The sequence below is a fragment of the Methylocystis sp. Uni0008 genome, from assembly GCF_056838045.1.
The window spans coordinates 218,328-235,055 of sequence record NZ_JBXEJH010000002.1; the positions used below are offsets into that span (position 1 = coordinate 218,328).

At 60.5% G+C, this 16,728-nt stretch carries 18 protein-coding genes; 6 read left to right on the top strand and 12 right to left on the bottom strand.

The window, feature by feature from the left end; translation table 11 throughout:
* Window positions 1-5: 5 nt before the first annotated feature.
* Genes AC0X69_RS20870 through AC0X69_RS20880 form a run of 3 tightly spaced genes read right to left on the bottom strand, consistent with a single transcriptional unit; the run spans window position 6 to window position 1,019 of the window.
* Entirely contained in the window at window positions 6-131 is a 126-nt protein-coding gene (locus AC0X69_RS20870) for an RNA polymerase sigma factor (RefSeq protein ID WP_482613507.1), read from the bottom strand.
* Window positions 131-583: a sigma factor gene (locus AC0X69_RS20875; RefSeq protein WP_482613508.1), complete on the bottom strand. Its 453-nt coding sequence runs from the start codon at window positions 581-583 to the stop codon at window positions 131-133. Before AC0X69_RS20875 ends, AC0X69_RS20870 begins: the two co-directional genes overlap by 1 nt.
* 37 nt (window positions 584-620) lie before the next feature.
* Window positions 621-1,019, bottom strand: a complete 399-nt coding sequence (locus AC0X69_RS20880) for a winged helix-turn-helix transcriptional regulator (RefSeq protein WP_482613510.1) — start codon at window positions 1,017-1,019, stop codon at window positions 621-623.
* Window positions 1,020-1,133: 114 nt separating this feature from the next.
* On the opposite strand from AC0X69_RS20880, the gene AC0X69_RS20885 reads away from it, so the two are divergent.
* The 3 genes from AC0X69_RS20885 to AC0X69_RS20895 all read left to right on the top strand — a co-directional run bounded on the left by AC0X69_RS20885 (window position 1,134) and on the right by AC0X69_RS20895 (window position 2,298).
* On the top strand, window positions 1,134-1,349 hold the full coding sequence (locus AC0X69_RS20885) for a tautomerase family protein (protein ID WP_482613027.1): 216 nt from the start codon (window positions 1,134-1,136) through the stop codon (window positions 1,347-1,349).
* Between the two features lie 16 nt (window positions 1,350-1,365).
* The gene (locus AC0X69_RS20890; RefSeq protein WP_482613512.1) at window positions 1,366-1,941 is read left to right on the top strand and encodes a carboxymuconolactone decarboxylase family protein; all 576 of its coding nucleotides are present in this window, start codon (window positions 1,366-1,368) and stop codon (window positions 1,939-1,941) included.
* Between the two features lie 84 nt (window positions 1,942-2,025).
* A complete protein-coding gene (locus AC0X69_RS20895) occupies window positions 2,026-2,298 on the top strand; it encodes an SRPBCC family protein (RefSeq protein ID WP_482613513.1) in 273 nt (90 codons plus the stop codon).
* A gap of 215 nt (window positions 2,299-2,513) precedes the next feature.
* On the opposite strand, the gene AC0X69_RS20900 is transcribed toward AC0X69_RS20895, so the two are convergent.
* The 4 genes from AC0X69_RS20900 to AC0X69_RS20915 all read right to left on the bottom strand — a co-directional run bounded on the left by AC0X69_RS20900 (window position 2,514) and on the right by AC0X69_RS20915 (window position 7,271).
* Window positions 2,514-3,047 carry a LabA-like NYN domain-containing protein gene (locus AC0X69_RS20900; RefSeq protein ID WP_482613514.1) on the bottom strand — a complete coding sequence of 178 codons (534 nt, stop codon included), beginning with the start codon at window positions 3,045-3,047 and terminating at the stop codon, window positions 2,514-2,516.
* A gap of 1,480 nt (window positions 3,048-4,527) precedes the next feature.
* Entirely contained in the window at window positions 4,528-5,394 is an 867-nt protein-coding gene (gene istB, locus AC0X69_RS20905; RefSeq protein ID WP_482607322.1) for an IS21-like element helper ATPase IstB, read from the bottom strand.
* Window positions 5,391-6,656 carry an IS21 family transposase gene (gene istA / locus AC0X69_RS20910; protein WP_482609828.1) on the bottom strand — a complete coding sequence of 422 codons (1,266 nt, stop codon included), beginning with the start codon at window positions 6,654-6,656 and terminating at the stop codon, window positions 5,391-5,393. Before istA ends, istB begins: the two co-directional genes overlap by 4 nt.
* A 126-nt stretch (window positions 6,657-6,782) precedes the next feature.
* Window positions 6,783-7,271 (bottom strand): hypothetical protein, encoded by a 489-nt coding sequence (locus AC0X69_RS20915; RefSeq protein ID WP_482613516.1) that lies wholly within the window; start codon window positions 7,269-7,271, stop codon window positions 6,783-6,785.
* A 1,029-nt stretch (window positions 7,272-8,300) separates the two neighbouring features.
* On the opposite strand from AC0X69_RS20915, the gene AC0X69_RS20920 reads away from it, so the two are divergent.
* A complete protein-coding gene (locus tag AC0X69_RS20920) occupies window positions 8,301-9,647 on the top strand; it encodes an IS1380 family transposase (protein ID WP_482608612.1) in 1,347 nt (448 codons plus the stop codon).
* Window positions 9,648-10,271: 624 nt separating this feature from the next.
* Here the strand turns inward: AC0X69_RS20920 and AC0X69_RS20925 are convergent.
* Together AC0X69_RS20925 and AC0X69_RS20930 are read right to left on the bottom strand one after the other, a co-directional pair.
* Window positions 10,272-10,760 (bottom strand): thermonuclease family protein, encoded by a 489-nt coding sequence (locus tag AC0X69_RS20925; RefSeq protein ID WP_482613517.1) that lies wholly within the window; start codon window positions 10,758-10,760, stop codon window positions 10,272-10,274.
* 542 nt (window positions 10,761-11,302) lie between these two features.
* Window positions 11,303-11,518, bottom strand: coding sequence for a hypothetical protein (locus tag AC0X69_RS20930; protein WP_482613519.1), 216 nt, complete (start codon window positions 11,516-11,518; stop codon window positions 11,303-11,305).
* 624 nt (window positions 11,519-12,142) lie between these two features.
* Here AC0X69_RS20930 and AC0X69_RS20935 point away from each other — a divergent pair.
* Together AC0X69_RS20935 and AC0X69_RS20940 are read left to right on the top strand one after the other, a co-directional pair.
* Window positions 12,143-12,493, top strand: a complete 351-nt coding sequence (locus tag AC0X69_RS20935) for a hypothetical protein (protein WP_482613520.1) — start codon at window positions 12,143-12,145, stop codon at window positions 12,491-12,493.
* Window positions 12,494-13,514: 1,021 nt separating this feature from the next.
* A complete protein-coding gene (locus tag AC0X69_RS20940; protein ID WP_482613521.1) occupies window positions 13,515-13,931 on the top strand; it encodes a hypothetical protein in 417 nt (138 codons plus the stop codon).
* A gap of 1,198 nt (window positions 13,932-15,129) precedes the next feature.
* Here AC0X69_RS20940 and AC0X69_RS20945 read toward each other — a convergent pair.
* From AC0X69_RS20945 to AC0X69_RS20955, 3 genes are all read right to left on the bottom strand, one after another.
* Entirely contained in the window at window positions 15,130-15,312 is a 183-nt protein-coding gene (locus AC0X69_RS20945) for a hypothetical protein (protein WP_482613523.1), read from the bottom strand.
* A gap of 144 nt (window positions 15,313-15,456) precedes the next feature.
* Window positions 15,457-15,732, bottom strand: coding sequence for a PsiF family protein (locus AC0X69_RS20950; protein WP_482613524.1), 276 nt, complete (start codon window positions 15,730-15,732; stop codon window positions 15,457-15,459).
* 551 nt (window positions 15,733-16,283) lie between these two features.
* Window positions 16,284-16,463 (bottom strand): zincin-like metallopeptidase domain-containing protein, encoded by a 180-nt coding sequence (locus tag AC0X69_RS20955; RefSeq protein ID WP_482613854.1) that lies wholly within the window; start codon window positions 16,461-16,463, stop codon window positions 16,284-16,286.
* Window positions 16,464-16,728: the final 265 nt, after the last annotated feature.

Sequence of the window (16,728 nt, forward strand, 5' to 3'; positions counted from 1 at the left end):
TGTCGTCAGCTCTCTTTCTTCAATACTTCACGCATCGCCTTAAGCGCTCGATGTACGCTGACCTTCAACGACGCCACGCTCTTTCCAGTCACAGCGGAAGCATCTTGGAGCGACAGACCTTGCACTTTCATCAGCTCCACCGCCTCGCGTTGCCCCTCTGGCAATTGCGCCAGAGCGCGCCGGATGACTTCTCATCGCTGGTCTCCTGCTCGTTCTTCGCGGGCTCTCCAGAAAAGGTTTCGGGCAGGACGTCGACCGTTGTTTCATTCGCAGATCGAGCCGTCCGCCGACGCGCGGCGTCGATCGTCCGGCGAATTGCGATGGTCATGAGCCACGGCATGAAAGGGCGCGCGGGGTCATAGGTGTGCCTGACGGTATGGACCGACAGCAAAACCTCCTGGACGATGTCTTCCACGTCCGGCGCGTTCGGCCATCTGTAAGCGACGGATCTGCGAAGGACGGGCAGAATCTCTGAGAGAAGCGCGGCATAGGCGGCGTTATCGCCATCCTGAGCGGCGCGCATCAATTCGCGCCAGCGCTCCTCGCGTTCCAACCTCGCGCCGTTGTCTCGGTGGATAGACATGCCGTTTTGACCCTCGGCGCAGAAAGAGGAGCGCTGCTCAATTGCTTGAGCGGCGGCGGACTTTCTTTTCAATCGAGATTGAGGCGGGCTCCGGACTGGCCTCAGGCAGTTTTCGCTGTATGTGCGTTTGGCCCCATTGATACAACTCCCGCAGCAACGGCTCTAATGTCCTGCCGAGATCGGACAGAGAGTATTCCACCTTGGGAGGCACCTCGGCGAAAACCTTACGCAGGATCATGCCGTCGGCTTCGAGTTCGCGTAGCTGAAGGGTCAGCATCCTCTGCGTAACATTCGGCATAAGCCTGCGAAGTTCATTGAAACGCCTTGTGCCATCGAGAAGGCGAAAGAGAATCGTCGCCTTCCATTTGCTTCCCATGACGTCCAGCGCCGCTTCGAGGGGGCAGCATGTGTAGGTTTGATGTCGCTGTTTCCTCATGCCGGCTCCAATGGTATCAAAACGGATACTATCGCTAGTATTAGTGCCTACTTGTGAAAGATGCAATTACATGTGGAAATCGCTCCATCGATGCTTAACCGAAGGAGCAGCGACATGCCACTCGTCAACATCAAGGGAATCGGCGGCTATCTGACGTCCGATCAGAAGAAGGAACTCATCTCCAAGGTGACGGAGGCTGTTCTGGCCGTGGAAGGCGAGGGCCTGAGGGATGTGACCTGGGTCATCGTCGAGGACGTGGCCCCCGGCGCCTGGGGGGTCGGCGGCCGGCCCATGACGGACGCCGATCTTCGTCGTCTGGCGAATCGTTAATCGGGGAGAGAACTCAATGAGCAACACATATCGAATCAAGGACCTCCCCTTCCTCACGATCGAGACGGCGACTGGAAAAGCCCGGAGCCTGCTCGAATCCGCCAAAAGACAACTGGGGTTCACGCCAAAAATGTACGGCGCCATGGCCAATGAGCCGGCGCTATACGAAGCATATTCTTCCGGCTATGCGGCCTTTCGTGAGGAATGCGGATTCACTCCCGTTGAGCAAGAGGTGATCTTTCTCGTCATCAGCCGCTGGAACGAATGCCACTACTGCATGGCGGCGCACAGCTTTGTCGCCGACAAGATGTCGAAGGTTCCGCCCGCAGTGACAGAGGCCATCCGCGACGGCCGGCCAATTCCCGACGTCAAGCTGGGGGCGCTCGCTGAGTTCACGCGGATCATGCTCGAAAAGCGAGGGCGTCCAAACGAGGCCGAGGCACAAACATTTTTCTCTGCGGGATACAGCGAGAGAAATATTCTCGGAATCATCCTCGCCATCAGCGTCAAGACGATCAGCAATTATGCGAACCACGTCTTTTACACGCCGGTAGACGAGGCTTTCGCCACGCGCGTGTGGGAGATCGCGTAGAGGTCAGAGGATTGAACTTCGCTTCGGCGTGTCTCGTCGAGTGTTCCTTCATGGACGGGACACGCCGATTTCGAGGAAACGACAATGAAGATCTCGATTGAAACACAAATCACGGTCGAAGCGCCACCGACCAGGATTTGGCAGATCCTCACCGACTTCCCAACTATGTCGTTGTGGAATCCCTTTATTCGAGCGATTTCGGGCGCGCTCACGCCGGGCCGCCATCTTACCGTGCAAATTGCGCCGCCTGGCCGAGCCGTCATGACATTCAACCCAACCGGCCTTGTGGCCCGGGAACTTGAGCTACACTGGATCGGGACGACGGAGCAGCTCGTGAGAGGCGGTGCGCTCCGATAGGCGTGGTGCGGAAACGACCGTCCAAAGGCGCAAATTTTGGCGAGCCGATCGTTGGTCGTTGGGCAAGGCGCGCCCGAGAGCGTCGAAGAGGCTTCAGGGTCGAGGCCGCTTGAGCTTCGCCGTCTTCGCCGATGCGCTGCTCGTTCTATTGCGGCGTCGACGGGGGTTCGATGAGTTGGACCCAAAGCTGTCGGCTTTCCTGAGAAGACCGCCCTTCAGGCGTGACTGCGCTTCGGTTGAATTTTTTTGCCAAAATGCACGAGGTCGACGAAGTCGTCGGCTTGACGTAGCAGTTCGTCTGCGACCATTGGCGGCGTCGTGGCGGTTGTAGAAACGACTGAAACCTGAGCGCCTTTGCGTTGAAGGGCGTCGACCAACATACGAAGGTTTCTATTGCCCGAGAACAGCACCAGATGGTCCACGTCATCAACCATACTAATGGCGTCGGTCACGAGTTCTATATTGGTGTTGCGCTTCCCTGTTGGACTCCCAAGTGAGTCGTCGAACTTCCTGGCGGGTTTGGTGACCACGGCGTAGCCGTTGTACGCGAGCCAGTCGATCAGCAGTTGGACCGACGAATATTCGTTATTCTCGACAAGCGCAGGGTAATAAAAGGCGCTGACGAGACGGCCTTTCCCTTGGAACTCCTGGAGCAGGCGTTTGTAATCGATTTCGATGCCTAACGATTTCGCGGTGGCGTAAAGATTTGCGCCATCAATGAACAAAGCGACGCGCTTTCGGCTCATCATTCGTACCAAAGTCCCTGTTTGACCTGAACCAGCTGTTCTACGGCCGCCAGTCCCGCGCCAGCGACTGCGATGACTCAACCTCGAAGGCCACGATCTCCGGCGCCGGGCTCCGAAGCATGACGGCATCATCGAACCGTACCGCTTTCGAACCTTGCGCCGCCCACCAGCAAGGCATCAACATAACGTTCGACTTTGGCTGATCTGCCCGGCACTACTTTCGGGAACGGCGTCGCCGACGCGAGCTTAGCGTTTCGCCGGGCGTTCGCGCTAGCGGGCGGAGTTTGAGTCGTTCAATTTGGCAAGTCCAGCAGAACACGCCGTGAACGAGGCGGTTGCTGAAATCTGGAGCGCCAGTGCAAGTCTCTAGCGTCAATGAAATTGACTCGCCCCTTGCGTGGCAAGCGACTTTCTCATCTCGCGATCGGGGTGCGGCTAGCGTCGGTCTGAGCTGGCATGACACAGGCGCGCGACGAGGAATGCGGCAAAAATTGGTTGCTCAACGGAATCATGACGACGAGCGCTGCGCAGAGGAGAATGATCAGCAACATCGACCACGCGCCAGATGCGACATGCCGCGTCACTCTCTCGTCACCTTCTCTACAAGTATCGCTTGGCGAATTCGCAGCACAGTGCGCCTTATCTCTTCGGCCGATTTCAACGTCGGATTTGCCTACGACCGCGCGACAAACGTCTATCCCCGTATTGCTTACCTTCACCCACGGCGCGTTTAACGCGTAGAGAGCTTCAACCCGGTGGGAAGCTGTGCCGTATCACATCCACAATTGTCTGAATAGTGGCGTCCGCAGCGCTGCACGCTGTTCGAATGCAGCGAGTAGCGCGAAGTCCGGCGCAGTCTAGCTCTTCTTTCACGGTTTCAGCGATCTCTTCGACGCGCTAGCGATTGAGTCGCCTGCTTCTCGAAGCCCTTTATCCCCCCGGCGTTTCCGAGATGAGATGTAACACGGATGTGACCACCTCGCCGCTGGAATGGGCGTGCTGAGGCGCTGGGCCCACGTCGGCTGCAGATTTCGTCGGTGCATCGGTCAAGATCGAGCTTAGTGGAGACCTGACCGCACGACACATTTCTCGCTGAGCTCTAATAATCGCGCGGCGCCTCTGACTGATGCGTTTCGAGTTTCCGGCGAGAAAGCCGCTCGCGAAGCCGGTCTCGACGACAACCGAAGCGCGCTTCTCGCCGCCGCAACCGTGAAAGACCAGAGAGTCAGCGCGCGTCGCCCAGGGAGACGCCGAGTGCGGGCGCTGCGCGGGGCCGGCGCCACATAGTCCATGTCAGCGGCGCGCCTGGAAAGCACTCGAAGCCGTCCGCAATGAGTTCACAGCCCATACGGCGATAGAAACTCACCGTGCGCTGTTCTGCGTTTCGAGATAGATCGACCATTCGTTGTTGGGCTTTGTAAATGCCGATGTTAATTTCCCCAGAAGCGCCGGAGTAAAATTCCCCAGTTGGCGGGCGTGGCGATCAGCCGAGGTCTTGATCGGCGCCTCCGTTTTTTGGCGGGCGTCCGCGACGACGCAGGGTCGGCGGGATTGGCGCGGGTTGGATGCTGGCTTTCGTCCGAACATGTTCGGGCAAGAGGTCGGCGTGCTCGCGCAGGCGATAGCTCGAGCCTTCGATCTGGAAGACGACGGCGTGATGCAGGAGACGGTCGAGGAGCGCCGTGGCGACGACTGGATCGCCAAAGATCTCGCCCCATTCCGCGAAGCCGCGGTTCGAGGTGAGGATCATGGCGCCCCTTTCATAGCGGGCGTTGACGAGCTGGAAGAACAGATTGCCGCCGCCGGGCGTAACCGGCAGATAGCCGATCTCGTCGACGATCAGCAGCGAGAAGCGGCAGAAGTAACGGATCTTCTCCCGCAGCGCCCCTTCGCGTTCGGCCTTGGCCAATGTTGTGATGATGTCGGCGAGGCAGGCGAAGTAGACGCTGCGGCCGGCTTTAACCGCCTCGACGCCGAGCGCCAGGCTGAGATGGGTTTTGCCTGTGCCGGGCGGTCCGATGAGATGAACCGCTTCGGCGCGATCGATGAACTGCAATTCGGCGAGCGCCATGACGCGGCTCTTGTCGAGCGACGGCTGGAAGGCGAAGTCGAAGCCGGCGAGCGTCTTGACGGCGGACAGGCGCGCCATCTGGAGCGCCATCCGGACGCGGCGGTTCTCGCGTAGCGTCAGTTCTTCGGTGAGCAGAATGTCGAGCGCGTCGAGCGCCGTAGTCTCGCCACGCTCGATGCCGCGCAGGGTGATGTCGAGGATTTCGAGGGCGCGCGGCATTCTCAGGCCGACGAGATTGCGTTTGACGCGGTCGATGACGGCGGAGGGCGTTGCATTCATCGTGAGCCTCCCTGCATCGCCAGCCGGCGCCCCACCGCGTCATAGAAGGCCAGCGGGCGTCTCGCGGCGTGATCGCCGGCGCGCAGCATGAGGGACGGCAATGCGTCGGGCGGCCGGCGACGATACGCTTGCAACGGCATTCTGCGATGCGCCGGATCGAGACGTTTTTCGCCGCGGCCTTCGAGCGGCGCATGGGCGGCGATCAATTCGCCGTCCTCGAAGATGCGGATGGCGTCGGCGAAGACATGGACATCAAGGACGCGTCGCCGGGTCGTGTCCGGGACGCTGTAGAGATTGCCGCCGACGCTGACCATGCCTTCATGCGACGCGCGCCGCTCGAGCCGAAGCACCGCCTGATAGGGCGTCGACGGCACCGGCTTGAGCGACGCCTTCTCTTCGGCGAAAGCCTCATCGACGACGCGCCTGGTCGTGGCGTGGACCCTCGGATTGGCGATCGTATCGAGCCAGATTCGGAGCTGGGCGTTCAGGTCATCAAGATTGCGGAAGGCGCCGCCGAGGAAAAAGTCTTCCCGGATGTAGCGGAAGGGCCGCTCAACCTTGCCCTTCGTTTTGGCGCGGTAGGGTTTGCAGGCGCGCGGCTGAAAGCCGTAATGGCGCGCCAGATCCAGTAGCGCGCGATTGTAGACAACGAGGCCATCCGGGTCTTCCCCGATAACGGCCGTCTTCATGCGATCGTAGAGGATCTCGCGCGGGACGCCGCCGAGCGCCTCGAAGGCGGCCATATGGCAGCGTAGGACGCTTTGCATATCCTGGTGCAGGACGAAGCGCGCCCAGATGAAGCGGGAATGCCCCAGGACCATGGAAAAGAGCCAGACGATCCGCTTGACGCCGAGCTCGTCGAGGAACTCGACATCGAAGCGGGCGAAGTCGACCTGAGCCTGTTCGCCAGGCGGCGTCTCGAAGCGCACCTCGAAGCCTTTCGAGCGCGGCGGCCGAAGTTCGCGCAGGAAGTCGGTGACCGCAGTGTAGCCGCCGGCATATCCGCGATCCTTGATCTCTCGCCATAGCCGGCGGCCGCTCAGCGCCGGATAGGCGACGAGGCGCTCCCGCAGATAGGCCTCGAAAGTTGCGATCGCGCGTTCGCGCGGCGGCCGCGCCTTGTAGCTGGGCGCCGTCAGCCCCGCGGCGATGTGCTTGCGGACGGTCTTCCGGTCGATTCCGAGCTGGCGCGCGATCGCGGACACAGAGACGCCCTGACGATGTAATTCCAGGATCATGACAATTTCCCCGAGTTTGATCACCGAGCCCTCCCTTCCGCCAAGGGGAGCAGCATCGGCGAGTCGGCGCCGCCCGGCCTTCCAGGGCATGCCCTGGAAGGCCGGGCGTCACGAAAACTGGGGATTTTTCAATCGGCACATTTGGGGAGTTTACGACCGGCACTCACAGGCTTCCCGCATCAGCGCACGCGCGAGCTGCACGCCGACGCGTTCTCCCGCCCGTCCGGCGAGCCAACAGGCCTGCGCATGTGGCTCTTGAGGGCGGCGCAGCTCGAAAGCCTGCTGCGCACGTCGCAGTTCGAACACGCCGCGCGCACTCTTCGCGACAATGGCGAGGAACCGCGGAAGCTGCCTTAGAATGCGCAAAAGCGTCATAGGATGGTCGCCGGGCCCGTACCACAGAAGTGCGCCGACAATGACCGTGTTGCAGGAGGCGATATGAAGGCCGCCGAAACGCGCGGTGTCGTCGACAAGCGCGTCGAACAGCATCCGCAATACGCGGTCGCGCGTCCGCTTGCTAGGAAAGGCGGTCACGAACAGCGGGCTGTCGTGGAAAGCGTCGACGAGGAGGGCCACTGTTTCGCCAAGCGCCGCACGGCAGGATGCGTCGATGCGCAGAACTTCAACCGCGGGCGACATCAAGCCCCCACGCACATCGGTTCAGGCGCCAAGCGAATCCTTGACAGCATCCCGCTTCCTCCACCAGCGGCAACAGTGACGCCATTGCGAGAACCTATTTCGTTCTTTTGTCCTTTCAAGATGGCGCGCGGCGTGGACTCGTTCGGCGCGAAGATTGGAGGTCACCGGAGAAGAGAAAGAACGGCTCTACGGTAGCTATGTGGTAGGCGCCGCGCGGGGCCGGAAATAGAACCCGCTGCGCCCTGTCGGTGTTTACCCACTCGCCGACCAACGGGGCCGCTTCGTGGAGCTGAATAACCGCAGCCTTGGCCAGACCTATCCATTCGGCGACATGCTCATCGCGCTCAAAGCGCGATTGGGCGCGCCCTGATAAAGGCGGCCCTTACCCTCTCGGCATAGTAGGTTTGTCCACGGGATTGCCTCGCCGCGCCACACTAGGCGCATTGGTGAGCGGGACAGCGAACCGCGCTGCGATGGCGCCGGCTTCGTGACAGGGCGCCGCTTCAATATCTCGCTTGGCGGGATAGGCGTTTCGGGCGCTTGCGAGAGCACGGCGAGTATGCCCGTCTGCAAAGGATAAGACATTCGCCCTGGCTAATAAGGTCCACAAAAGGATGCTATTAACGGGCGAAAGCCGCTCCGAAGATATTCCGCTCATTCACCCTCCCCTGCCCCCTCGCCTCGATTCGGCGATGCGTGCGACGAGCCGCTCGGGGACGCTGAAAAAGCCCACGGCTGTGAACCGCGGGCGACATAGCTGCAAAAGGTGGCGATGAGAGGCGACGCCAGCCCATTAGATCTGAAGCGCGCCGAGGCTAGCCGGCGCGAGGATTTGTGTCGGCCTATCAGTCGTCACGCTTCCTTTTGGAAGCTGCCACGTTCTGATGAACTCATCCCCTCGCCCTAGCCCATCTTATTCGTGACGGTGCGGTTCGAAGGCTGGCGAGCGTAGCATAGGTGGCTGAAACGGCGTAGGATTCGGTTGCTGACACCAACCCGTTCCGCTTCGACCTCACAGCCACGCCCGCCATGACGGACGATACGTTTCCCGCCTTCTCCTTTCCAGCCGTCCAAGGCAAGAAAGTCACAGCCGCTTTCGACGGTGGACGCATCTCCTCGGACGGCGGCGTCATGCTGCTCGCCATGGCGGAGCGGCGGCTCGGCGTCGCTGAACGGCTGGCGCGCTGCTTTCCCGATCGTCGCGACCCTTCGCGAATCACCCATACGCTCGCCGATATGATTCGCGCCCGCATCTTCGCGATCGGCTGCGGCTATGAGGATGCCGACGATCTCGATTTTCTGCGCTCCGATCCGGCGTTCAAGCTCGCCTGCGGGCGCCTGCCTGACACGGGCCGCGATCTCGCCTCGCAGCCGACGCTGTCGCGGCTCGAGAATGCGCCCGCCCTGCGCGACGTGATCCGTCTCACCTACGCGCTCGTCGACCAATGGATGGCCTCCTACGACGACCCGCCGCCCTCGGTCACGCTCGACATCGACGACACATGCGACATCGCGCATGGCCACCAGCAATTGTCGCTGTTCAACGCCCATTACGACGAGCGCTGCTTTCTGCCGATCCATGTCTACGACACGCAGAAGAGCCGCCCCGTCGCCATGATCCTGCGCCCGGGCAAGACCCCGTCCGGCGTCGAGGTGAGAGCGCACCTGCGCCGGCTCGTGCGGCATATTCGCAAGTCTTGGCCGGCGACCCGCATCCTGTTTCGCGGCGACGGACATTATGCGCGGCAAGAGGCGATGGCCTGGTGTGAAGATCATGGCGTCGATTATGTCTTCGGCCTTCCCGGAACCAAGCCGCTGTCCAAGAAGGTGGACGCGACGGCGGACGCCGTCCGTGTCGAGCGTGCCCTCGACGACAAGGACGTCGTGCGCGGCTATGCCGAGACGCGCCACCGCGCCAAATCCTGGGACAGGGAGCGCCGCGGGATCGCCCGCATCGAAGCGACGCGGATCGGCCTCGACATCCGCTTCATCGTCACCAATCTCGCGCATGGCGCGCCGCAATGGCTCTACGACAGCCTCTATTGCGCGCGCGGACAGGCGGAGAACCTCATCAAGCTTCACAAGACGCAGCTTTGCTCGGATCGAACCTCATGCCGCTCGGCGCTCGCCAATCAGGTTCGCCTCGTCCTGCACACCGCCGCCTATTGGCTGATGCTCGGCGTGCGCGACGCGATCCCGAGCCCGCGCGATCTGGCGAAAGCCGAGTTCTCGACGCTGCGCCTGCGGTTGTTGAAAATCGCAGCGCGCGTGATCGAGACCGCGAGCCGCGTGCGCCTCGCCTTTGCCGCCGCTTGTCCCGACGCCGATCTCTTCTGCTCCTTGCCGGCGGCGCTGCTCATGCCCGGAGGGCCGTGAACGACGGGGCGGCGTGCCCCGCTCGTCTCTCCTCTCCCTCTAACGTGTTCCAGAAAGTGCGGTCCTCGAAGGGGTGAAAAACCCCAACGCCGCCGCGCGGCCATGCCGCCCGACATCACGACGACTGCCGAAAGTCGCGCCGTCACGAATAAGATGGGTTAGCTCCCGTGCCTTGCGATACCCTTAGGCCATATGCAGTCCGGCACGACGTCGCAGCTCATCGGTCCAGACCCAAAAATTATAAATGTCAGCGCTTCAATCCGCCTTCGCGGCCAACCGGGCGCTTCTCGACTTCACCGAAACGTCCTGCACGACCGGCCCATCGTGGAATCTCTGACGGGGTCAGAGGGCGGCGGCGCGCGGTGCTGAAGCGGCCTAGGCTTACTTTCTGCGGCTCTCCCGCAAGAGCTTACCGACAAGGTGAGCATTGCGGGCGGCTAGCGCCCCTCTGCAACGACGCGCCTAATTGAAATCCGATCCCTGCAGGTCGACAACTGCGCGCATGATCCGCGCCCCCATTGCTAATGCTGTGAGCGCATCCATCGACGTCGCCGAGATATTGGGCGACATGCTGCTGCTGCTTCAGCACGGACCGGACTCCTCGCCGCGAGCGGGGCGCGCAGGCTATTGCGCGGAATGGCGTTGCTCTTTGCGCCACTCCCAGGGCGCCTGCGTATCGCCCGACCATACGCCGCGACGATTGTTCCTGGCTTCTTGCTCCGCGCCAATATAGTCCGACGAATAGCGCCGATACGCAAAGGCATGGCCGCTTCTGACCATCCAATGCGCTATCTCCTCGCCCCGACCCAGACAGGCGGCGACGGTCCGCCCGTAGCGGTCGACATCCTTCTCTCGGCACGACACGGGCGACTGTCCGACAAATTCGTCTAAGGCCATCGCGGCCTTCTGCCCGCAGCGGTAGGGTTGGTTTGCAGCGTCGAAACACGGCTGCCCCTTCTCTGGCGCATCGACCCCATGGAGCCGGATGCGCTGTCCGTGAATCTCGATCGTGTCGCCGTCTATGACTGACGCTCGCCCGACGATGTCCGCCAAGGAAACGCCGGAGAACAATACGAAGACTACAGCCACGAGCGGGCGTGTGATACCGGACATTCGCCAGCCCTTCATGGATGGGGTTGGCTTTTAAGCCGAGCGAGGCGAATCCGCGATTAGTAATCATGTCCCCGTCATGATGACTACGTGCGCACGGCCGTAACCACCCCAACTACACGCCAGCCCCTCGTGCTTAATCGCTATTACGGAGCCTGTTCTGGCGGACGCAAATTGCGGACCTGACGTAGGCTGTCTGCATATCTTTTCGAGAAAACCGCTCTGAAAACCCGCGGTCTCGGGAGTCCTGGTTGCAAGCGTCTGTGAGGGCGTCATGCGAATTTTCAATCAGAAACTGCTGTGTCAGCTTAGCGAGCCGCTCATCAGCCGGAAAAGACCCAACGATTGGACAAAGAAGTTGTGACCGAAAGTAAGACTGTCCCCAAGGCTTGAATGCAAGCGTGTCCATATTACTCAGCCGGCGACATAAGAATCCGGTGGCGATTGCGTGTAGCGCAGAAAAAATTACTTTCGGGTTTTCCGTTTCTGACCTCACCCCGGCCCATCGCCATTCTCGGCAATGAATTCGACACTGGGCGACTATACTATTTGGCGTCCCTGAGACCGTAGTGGAAGCGCTCGATTTCTGAAGCCGAATAAATTTTGCCGGCCGACGTAATCGTTGCGATTTCCTGTCGCTCTTTGGGCAATTTGTCGTACGCGATCTTGGCTTCCTGCAGCGTCAAATAGTTCTCGGTGATCGCCCCGTGCTCCAGCTGCGCTGCTTGTGAAGCGTCAACATAGAGCGGCTCTTCCGGCATTTGATTTCCTTTCAAACTAGTTTTTTGCCGAGCGCCTTTTCAATCAGCCGCCGAATTGCTTCTGAGCGTCCCTTTGCTTCGCCGCTCCTTTTGTCGACGTCCAATAGGACAGACACAGGGAGACGAATGACGGTGGTCGGCTCTGATTTTGTCCGGCCGCGCTTTTTTGTAACAGACTTTTCTTGATTGCTCAAAATACCACAACTGCGCCGCAGTCCGTATTGACGGACTAGTGGGCAAGCTGCTCGAGGCGGGCGTCAATCGTGAAATTCTAACTTTTTTCAACTGCATCGATCAGGAGCGATCCGAAGCAATCGCGAAGGCAGCGCGGCTTCCTACAATATGCCTGGCGACGAACGCCCACTACTTGTCGAGGTTTTCGACCATTTCAACAATATGAGCCGGCGCCTGTGGGGCATTGCTGCGGCTGTCGGGGACATCGCGTGATCCATGCTCGTCGACGTCGCAAAGGAAATGGAAAGGCTCGCCGAGGCGTTCGAAGCCGATCGAATGTTCTCCGCACTCGATTGGAAAAGACAAACTTAGGGCGATCTACCATCTTGCGGATGAGATCCAGGACCGAACCCGCGAAGCGAACCGTCAATGGCATGAGAAGCGGGGACAGTGACCGATCTTTCCGACGTCAAGGCGCGGCTGCACCGTCTGCCGCTTGGCGCCATCATTGCGATGACGTGGCGCATCAAACTCGCGCGGCTCTTTCTCTGGGTCGCGCGCGTGACCGACCGATACGACGGCGTCCTCATGCGGATTGTTCAACAGATCGTCAAGAGCGTCGAGCGCTGCGCCATCAAGACGGGACGATTTGCGGAGAAGACTGAGGCCGTGACTTACGACCACGCCGCGATCATGCGGGACGCCCATAACCGTTCCGAGACGGCAAGCGCCTCCAGCTCCTCTCGACGTACTGGCAATGCCTGCGGCAACCTCGTCTCCTTGGCCGAGGCTGGGGTCTAGGCGCATAGGGGCAAGCATGCAAGGCGTAGTCGCGCAACGCGGAGCTTCCGAGATAGCTCGTCATCTAATCGCGGCATTCGCTTCGCCGGCTGTTTCTCTTACAGGATAAGCGCGGTCGGCGACGCGCTTCTCTCCAGCCAAGTGCGTCACCGCGCCGAGCGCAACGAACACAATCCAGAAAAGCAGGGGAATGATTGAGGCCACATCGCATTTGGCCATGTTCGCCAAACCTTTCGTCCGGGGCAACTAGAGCCTTCACGCCTACTGACGGCCCAATGATGCTCGATGCCGCCAACGGCCGTTTTGATACCGCCAGTATTGACCGCCATCCGGTGAAGCTCGACTATCCCAATGGCCATCACGACACCGGCCGGCATCGCTATGACGATAGATGCAAGTCTGGGCGAATGTCGTTTCAGGAAAGTTCAACGTCGCGGCCAGCAAGACGGCCATCGAAAGCTTATGCACCATCTTAGGATCCATTTGGAAGCATCGCTACTCAACACAAACGTCGCCAGGCGATTTCCGTCCCGTCAACCTAGCATCGCCCGGCCAGGTTTGCCGTTTTTAAAACAGGCCGACGCCTCAGCGCTAAGCCGACGCCTACTCGCCCGCATATGGCTCCCGCCACGCTGCCGCTTGCGTCTGCGGCTTCACGCGTCTACGCTCGGCCTGCGCCGGGGCCATTCGGGTCGGCGCTATTAGGCTTCACCTCCTGCCCGGCCGGCGACGACCGGGCTTTTTCGTGCGGAAGGCAGCTTGCGCTACCAGCGTCAGCGCCTATCTGCCGGAGCATGCGCCTGCGCCACATGGGCCGGCGATCCTTGGTTCCTGTGTAGCCCGGTCAGCAATGGCCGGGCTTTTTCGCGCACCCAAGAAGCCCGCGGCTTCGGGCGGCGGTGAAGGACGCGACTCCTGCCGATTGACAGCCGTCCGCTAGATATAGGTCGCACGCTTAGTGGCGAACGTGGCAGTCGGCAATCCGTCCGCGTCGAGCCCAGAGCGCATTGCAGCATCATAGTTGGCGCATCAAAAGGGGGAAACCATGCATAAGGTCACACTCGCCACTATTGCCGCGGTTCTGGCGCTCGGCGGCCCAACTTTGGCCGGGAGTGAAACATGGCTCGTGACGGAGGAAGACTTGGCGGGCGTCAAAGGCTCACAAGGAAATTGGACCGTCAACATCGAAGGAAACCAGCTCAGCGGCGTCGCCGCGATGCAGGCAAACAACGGCAGTGGGTTAACCTATAAGCTCGAAGGCGTGATCGCAGATGGCGTCTATACGGTCACGATGAAAGATCGGTCCGACGGGAAGAAGAGCTGCGTGTGGAATGGCCATGCGCCCGCCGGGACAGGAACTCAGAAAAGGGGCCTGCTTGGCTACGCTGAATGCCAAGGCGCGAAGCTCATCATTCGCGCCTCCTTGCCCGGTCAATGAACGTGGGGGAGCTCTGACTATACAGTCTTCGCGGCTGTCTCGGCGGCGAAGCGGTCTGTTTCGCCAATTTGGCGACTTACGGAAGGGTTGCCGAGCTTCGTCTCTGGGTGCAGCGCCTCGTAGGCTTCGGCGATTTCCCGCCCCGCCAATTCTGATCCTGGGGCCGTTTGCCTTCATGCATTGCCGCAACCGGAGCGCATTTCGCGTCGCGATAGCGCGTCACCGTGGGCTACGCGCAAAGATAAAGCTCCGCCCGATTTCGCGAGCGGAGCCCTAGCGCAGCAGGGCCAGAGAGACAGCATCAAGCGCCGCGCTTCCGTCCGTCGGCCAGGCGAGTTTTGGCTATTCGACGGACTCATTTTCTAATTGGAGCCGGGCATGATCGCGGCAAGCGTCGCATCGCGGCCCGCGGCGTGTGCGAACCAGCGGCATGAAGCTGAAAAAGGCTCGCGATCATGAGGCCGCGGGAAAGGAGTCTGAAAAGGTCGCTATGAGAGGCGACACTCCAAATGGCTCTAAAGCGCGCTAAAAAATGCATGGCGGGTTGCGCCAGTTTTCGTCACCTTCGCATCGCATGGGAGACGGCTATGTCCGAAGTCGAAATCTTGAACTCTCTTAGAGAAAAGCTGGTGTCTGAGAGGCGTCGCGTTGCACGACTGGGTATCGAGAAGCAAACCGAACGCCCAGAAAGTTGGGCGGCGAGCCTTCGAATCATTCAGGAGCTGATTGAGGCCGTTGACAGGGCCGCTACTGACGAAACATCTTTGGAGTCGGGGATACCCAGTCCCTCGATAGGCAGCTTCTGATAGATCCCCGTCTCGCTATGCGACCATCAATGTGCGGTCGGACTTCCGCCAATCGGCTTTGTCATGTCCAATTGGTAATTCAGACGACCCATGCCCCAGAGGCGCCCCTCAGCACCGAGATCGGCGATGCCGGAAGGTCGCGGATCAACGTCACTACGGTAGCTATGTGGTAGGCGCCGCGGGGGGCGGAAATAAAACCCGCGGCGCCCTGTCGGGGTTTACCCACTCGCCGACTAACGGGGCCGATGCGCGGAGCTGAACAACCGCAGGCTCGGCCAGACCTAACCACGCGCGCGCGGTCCAGCCGTTCTTGTATACTCTCGAAACTCGGCAACATGCCCAACCCGCGCTCGCCCCCCGCGAGAGTGGCCAATTTGACCACACTGAATGGATCACGTCCACAGCGCCACACGTCCGAGGCTTCGGCCGTCCATCCGGAAACCGGACCCCGTTCGCCCGTCTTTGACGGCAACCTCGTCGGCGCGGCCGTCGCCTCGCACCCATGTTCTGGCGCTTTCATGCGAGACGTGGAACGCCACGGCGACGGCGCGGAAGCTTTTACACTTGGCATACATTGCCACCGCCTCGGCGCGCCGCTACGAAGATATTCCTCTCATTCACGCACTCCCTTCCCGCCCGCCTCGATTTCGGCGACGCGCTATACGGCCCTCTCGGCCAGCGCATCGGCGACTGCATTGAGGTCTTTGCCGCTCGGCGCGTTATTGAACGTTCGGAGTCGCCGTCGCGTCCTTGATGCATTTCTTGGTGAAGCTGGTCTTCGCAGCGCCATGTAATTTTTTCTCGACTGCGGCGCCTTCACAAGAGGCAGCGGCGGCATCCCTCTCGCACTTTTTCATGAAACTATTCAGCGCCGCGCCATGCAGTTTCTTTTCCGTCGCCCGGGCGGCGCAGTCCGGAGCAGCCGGCGCGGTTTGAGCGAAACCGGCGGCGACGCCAGCGGAAAAGATCGCAGCAGTCAAAATCCCTTTGAGCATGTCGTCCTCCTGAAAGATTGCGCAAAATCACATCTGGAACAACCATAGCAGGCCTGCCAGAGAAGCCATCCCAATGACTTCAAATAATTTCCCAAATCGGGCCGATCCATGTTCCGAAGAGCGCCTAGGCAAATTCGTCCGCAGAGTGAGCCAGATCGACGCCTCTGCTTACCTTTCGCTTAACAAACAGCGGCGCTGCTAGCGATGGCGCGGCTGAACAAAGCAGCAAACAGCCTCGCGTGCATACAAGGTTCGGTTGTCAGAACAGCGTCGGCTTGCTGTCTTTTGAGTCGGTGGCGGCCGTGTTCCTTGGGAAAAAGCGTCGGCTGCTCTTCTTCGCGACTTGGCTGCTCTTTGCGCAGTTGTGGGATGTCGAATGCCGTCTATGACGAGACGCCATCGGTCACTCATGTTTCTTTGTCCAATTTCTCGGGAAGAAGCACAGATAGTCCGCTGCGTGCGATACTTTCGACGCTGCCTGAAGATCGTACGACCATCTTCCTTGAGAAGCTACAGCCAGCTGCAAATGTCCGGCGTGGCGCAACTGCCCGTCAACGCCAAGGTGCGCACAGGAACGCTGCGCCCAACTCGCCGATCAGCTCCTCGGCGGCATACGTTTTCGTGCCGAGGCGTTTCTTCAGATGGCGGTTGAGACGCGTCTCGTGTCCGCTGCGATTTACGCGTTCATGTGGCTTGCTCGCGCTGCGTACCCTTCTCGCCCTTGCGCACATGCCTTCCTTGCCGAGCGCTTGCTTGAAGGTGCACCAGGCATGAGGGGACGCCGTGCGCGTTGGCTGCTCGATGTCCTTTGGAGGAGGATGACTTCTAGGATTCCACTTCGGCTCAGGCACGCGGTGCGCGCCATTCAAACTCCTGCCGAAAACTGCACGAAGCTATCATCACTCAAATTCTGCAACCATGAAAGGGCTGAAGTCCTTCACAACATGCAGTTGTTTAGTAGGCGTCGTCGTCCGACGCCGGCGTTGCCATTCTGCA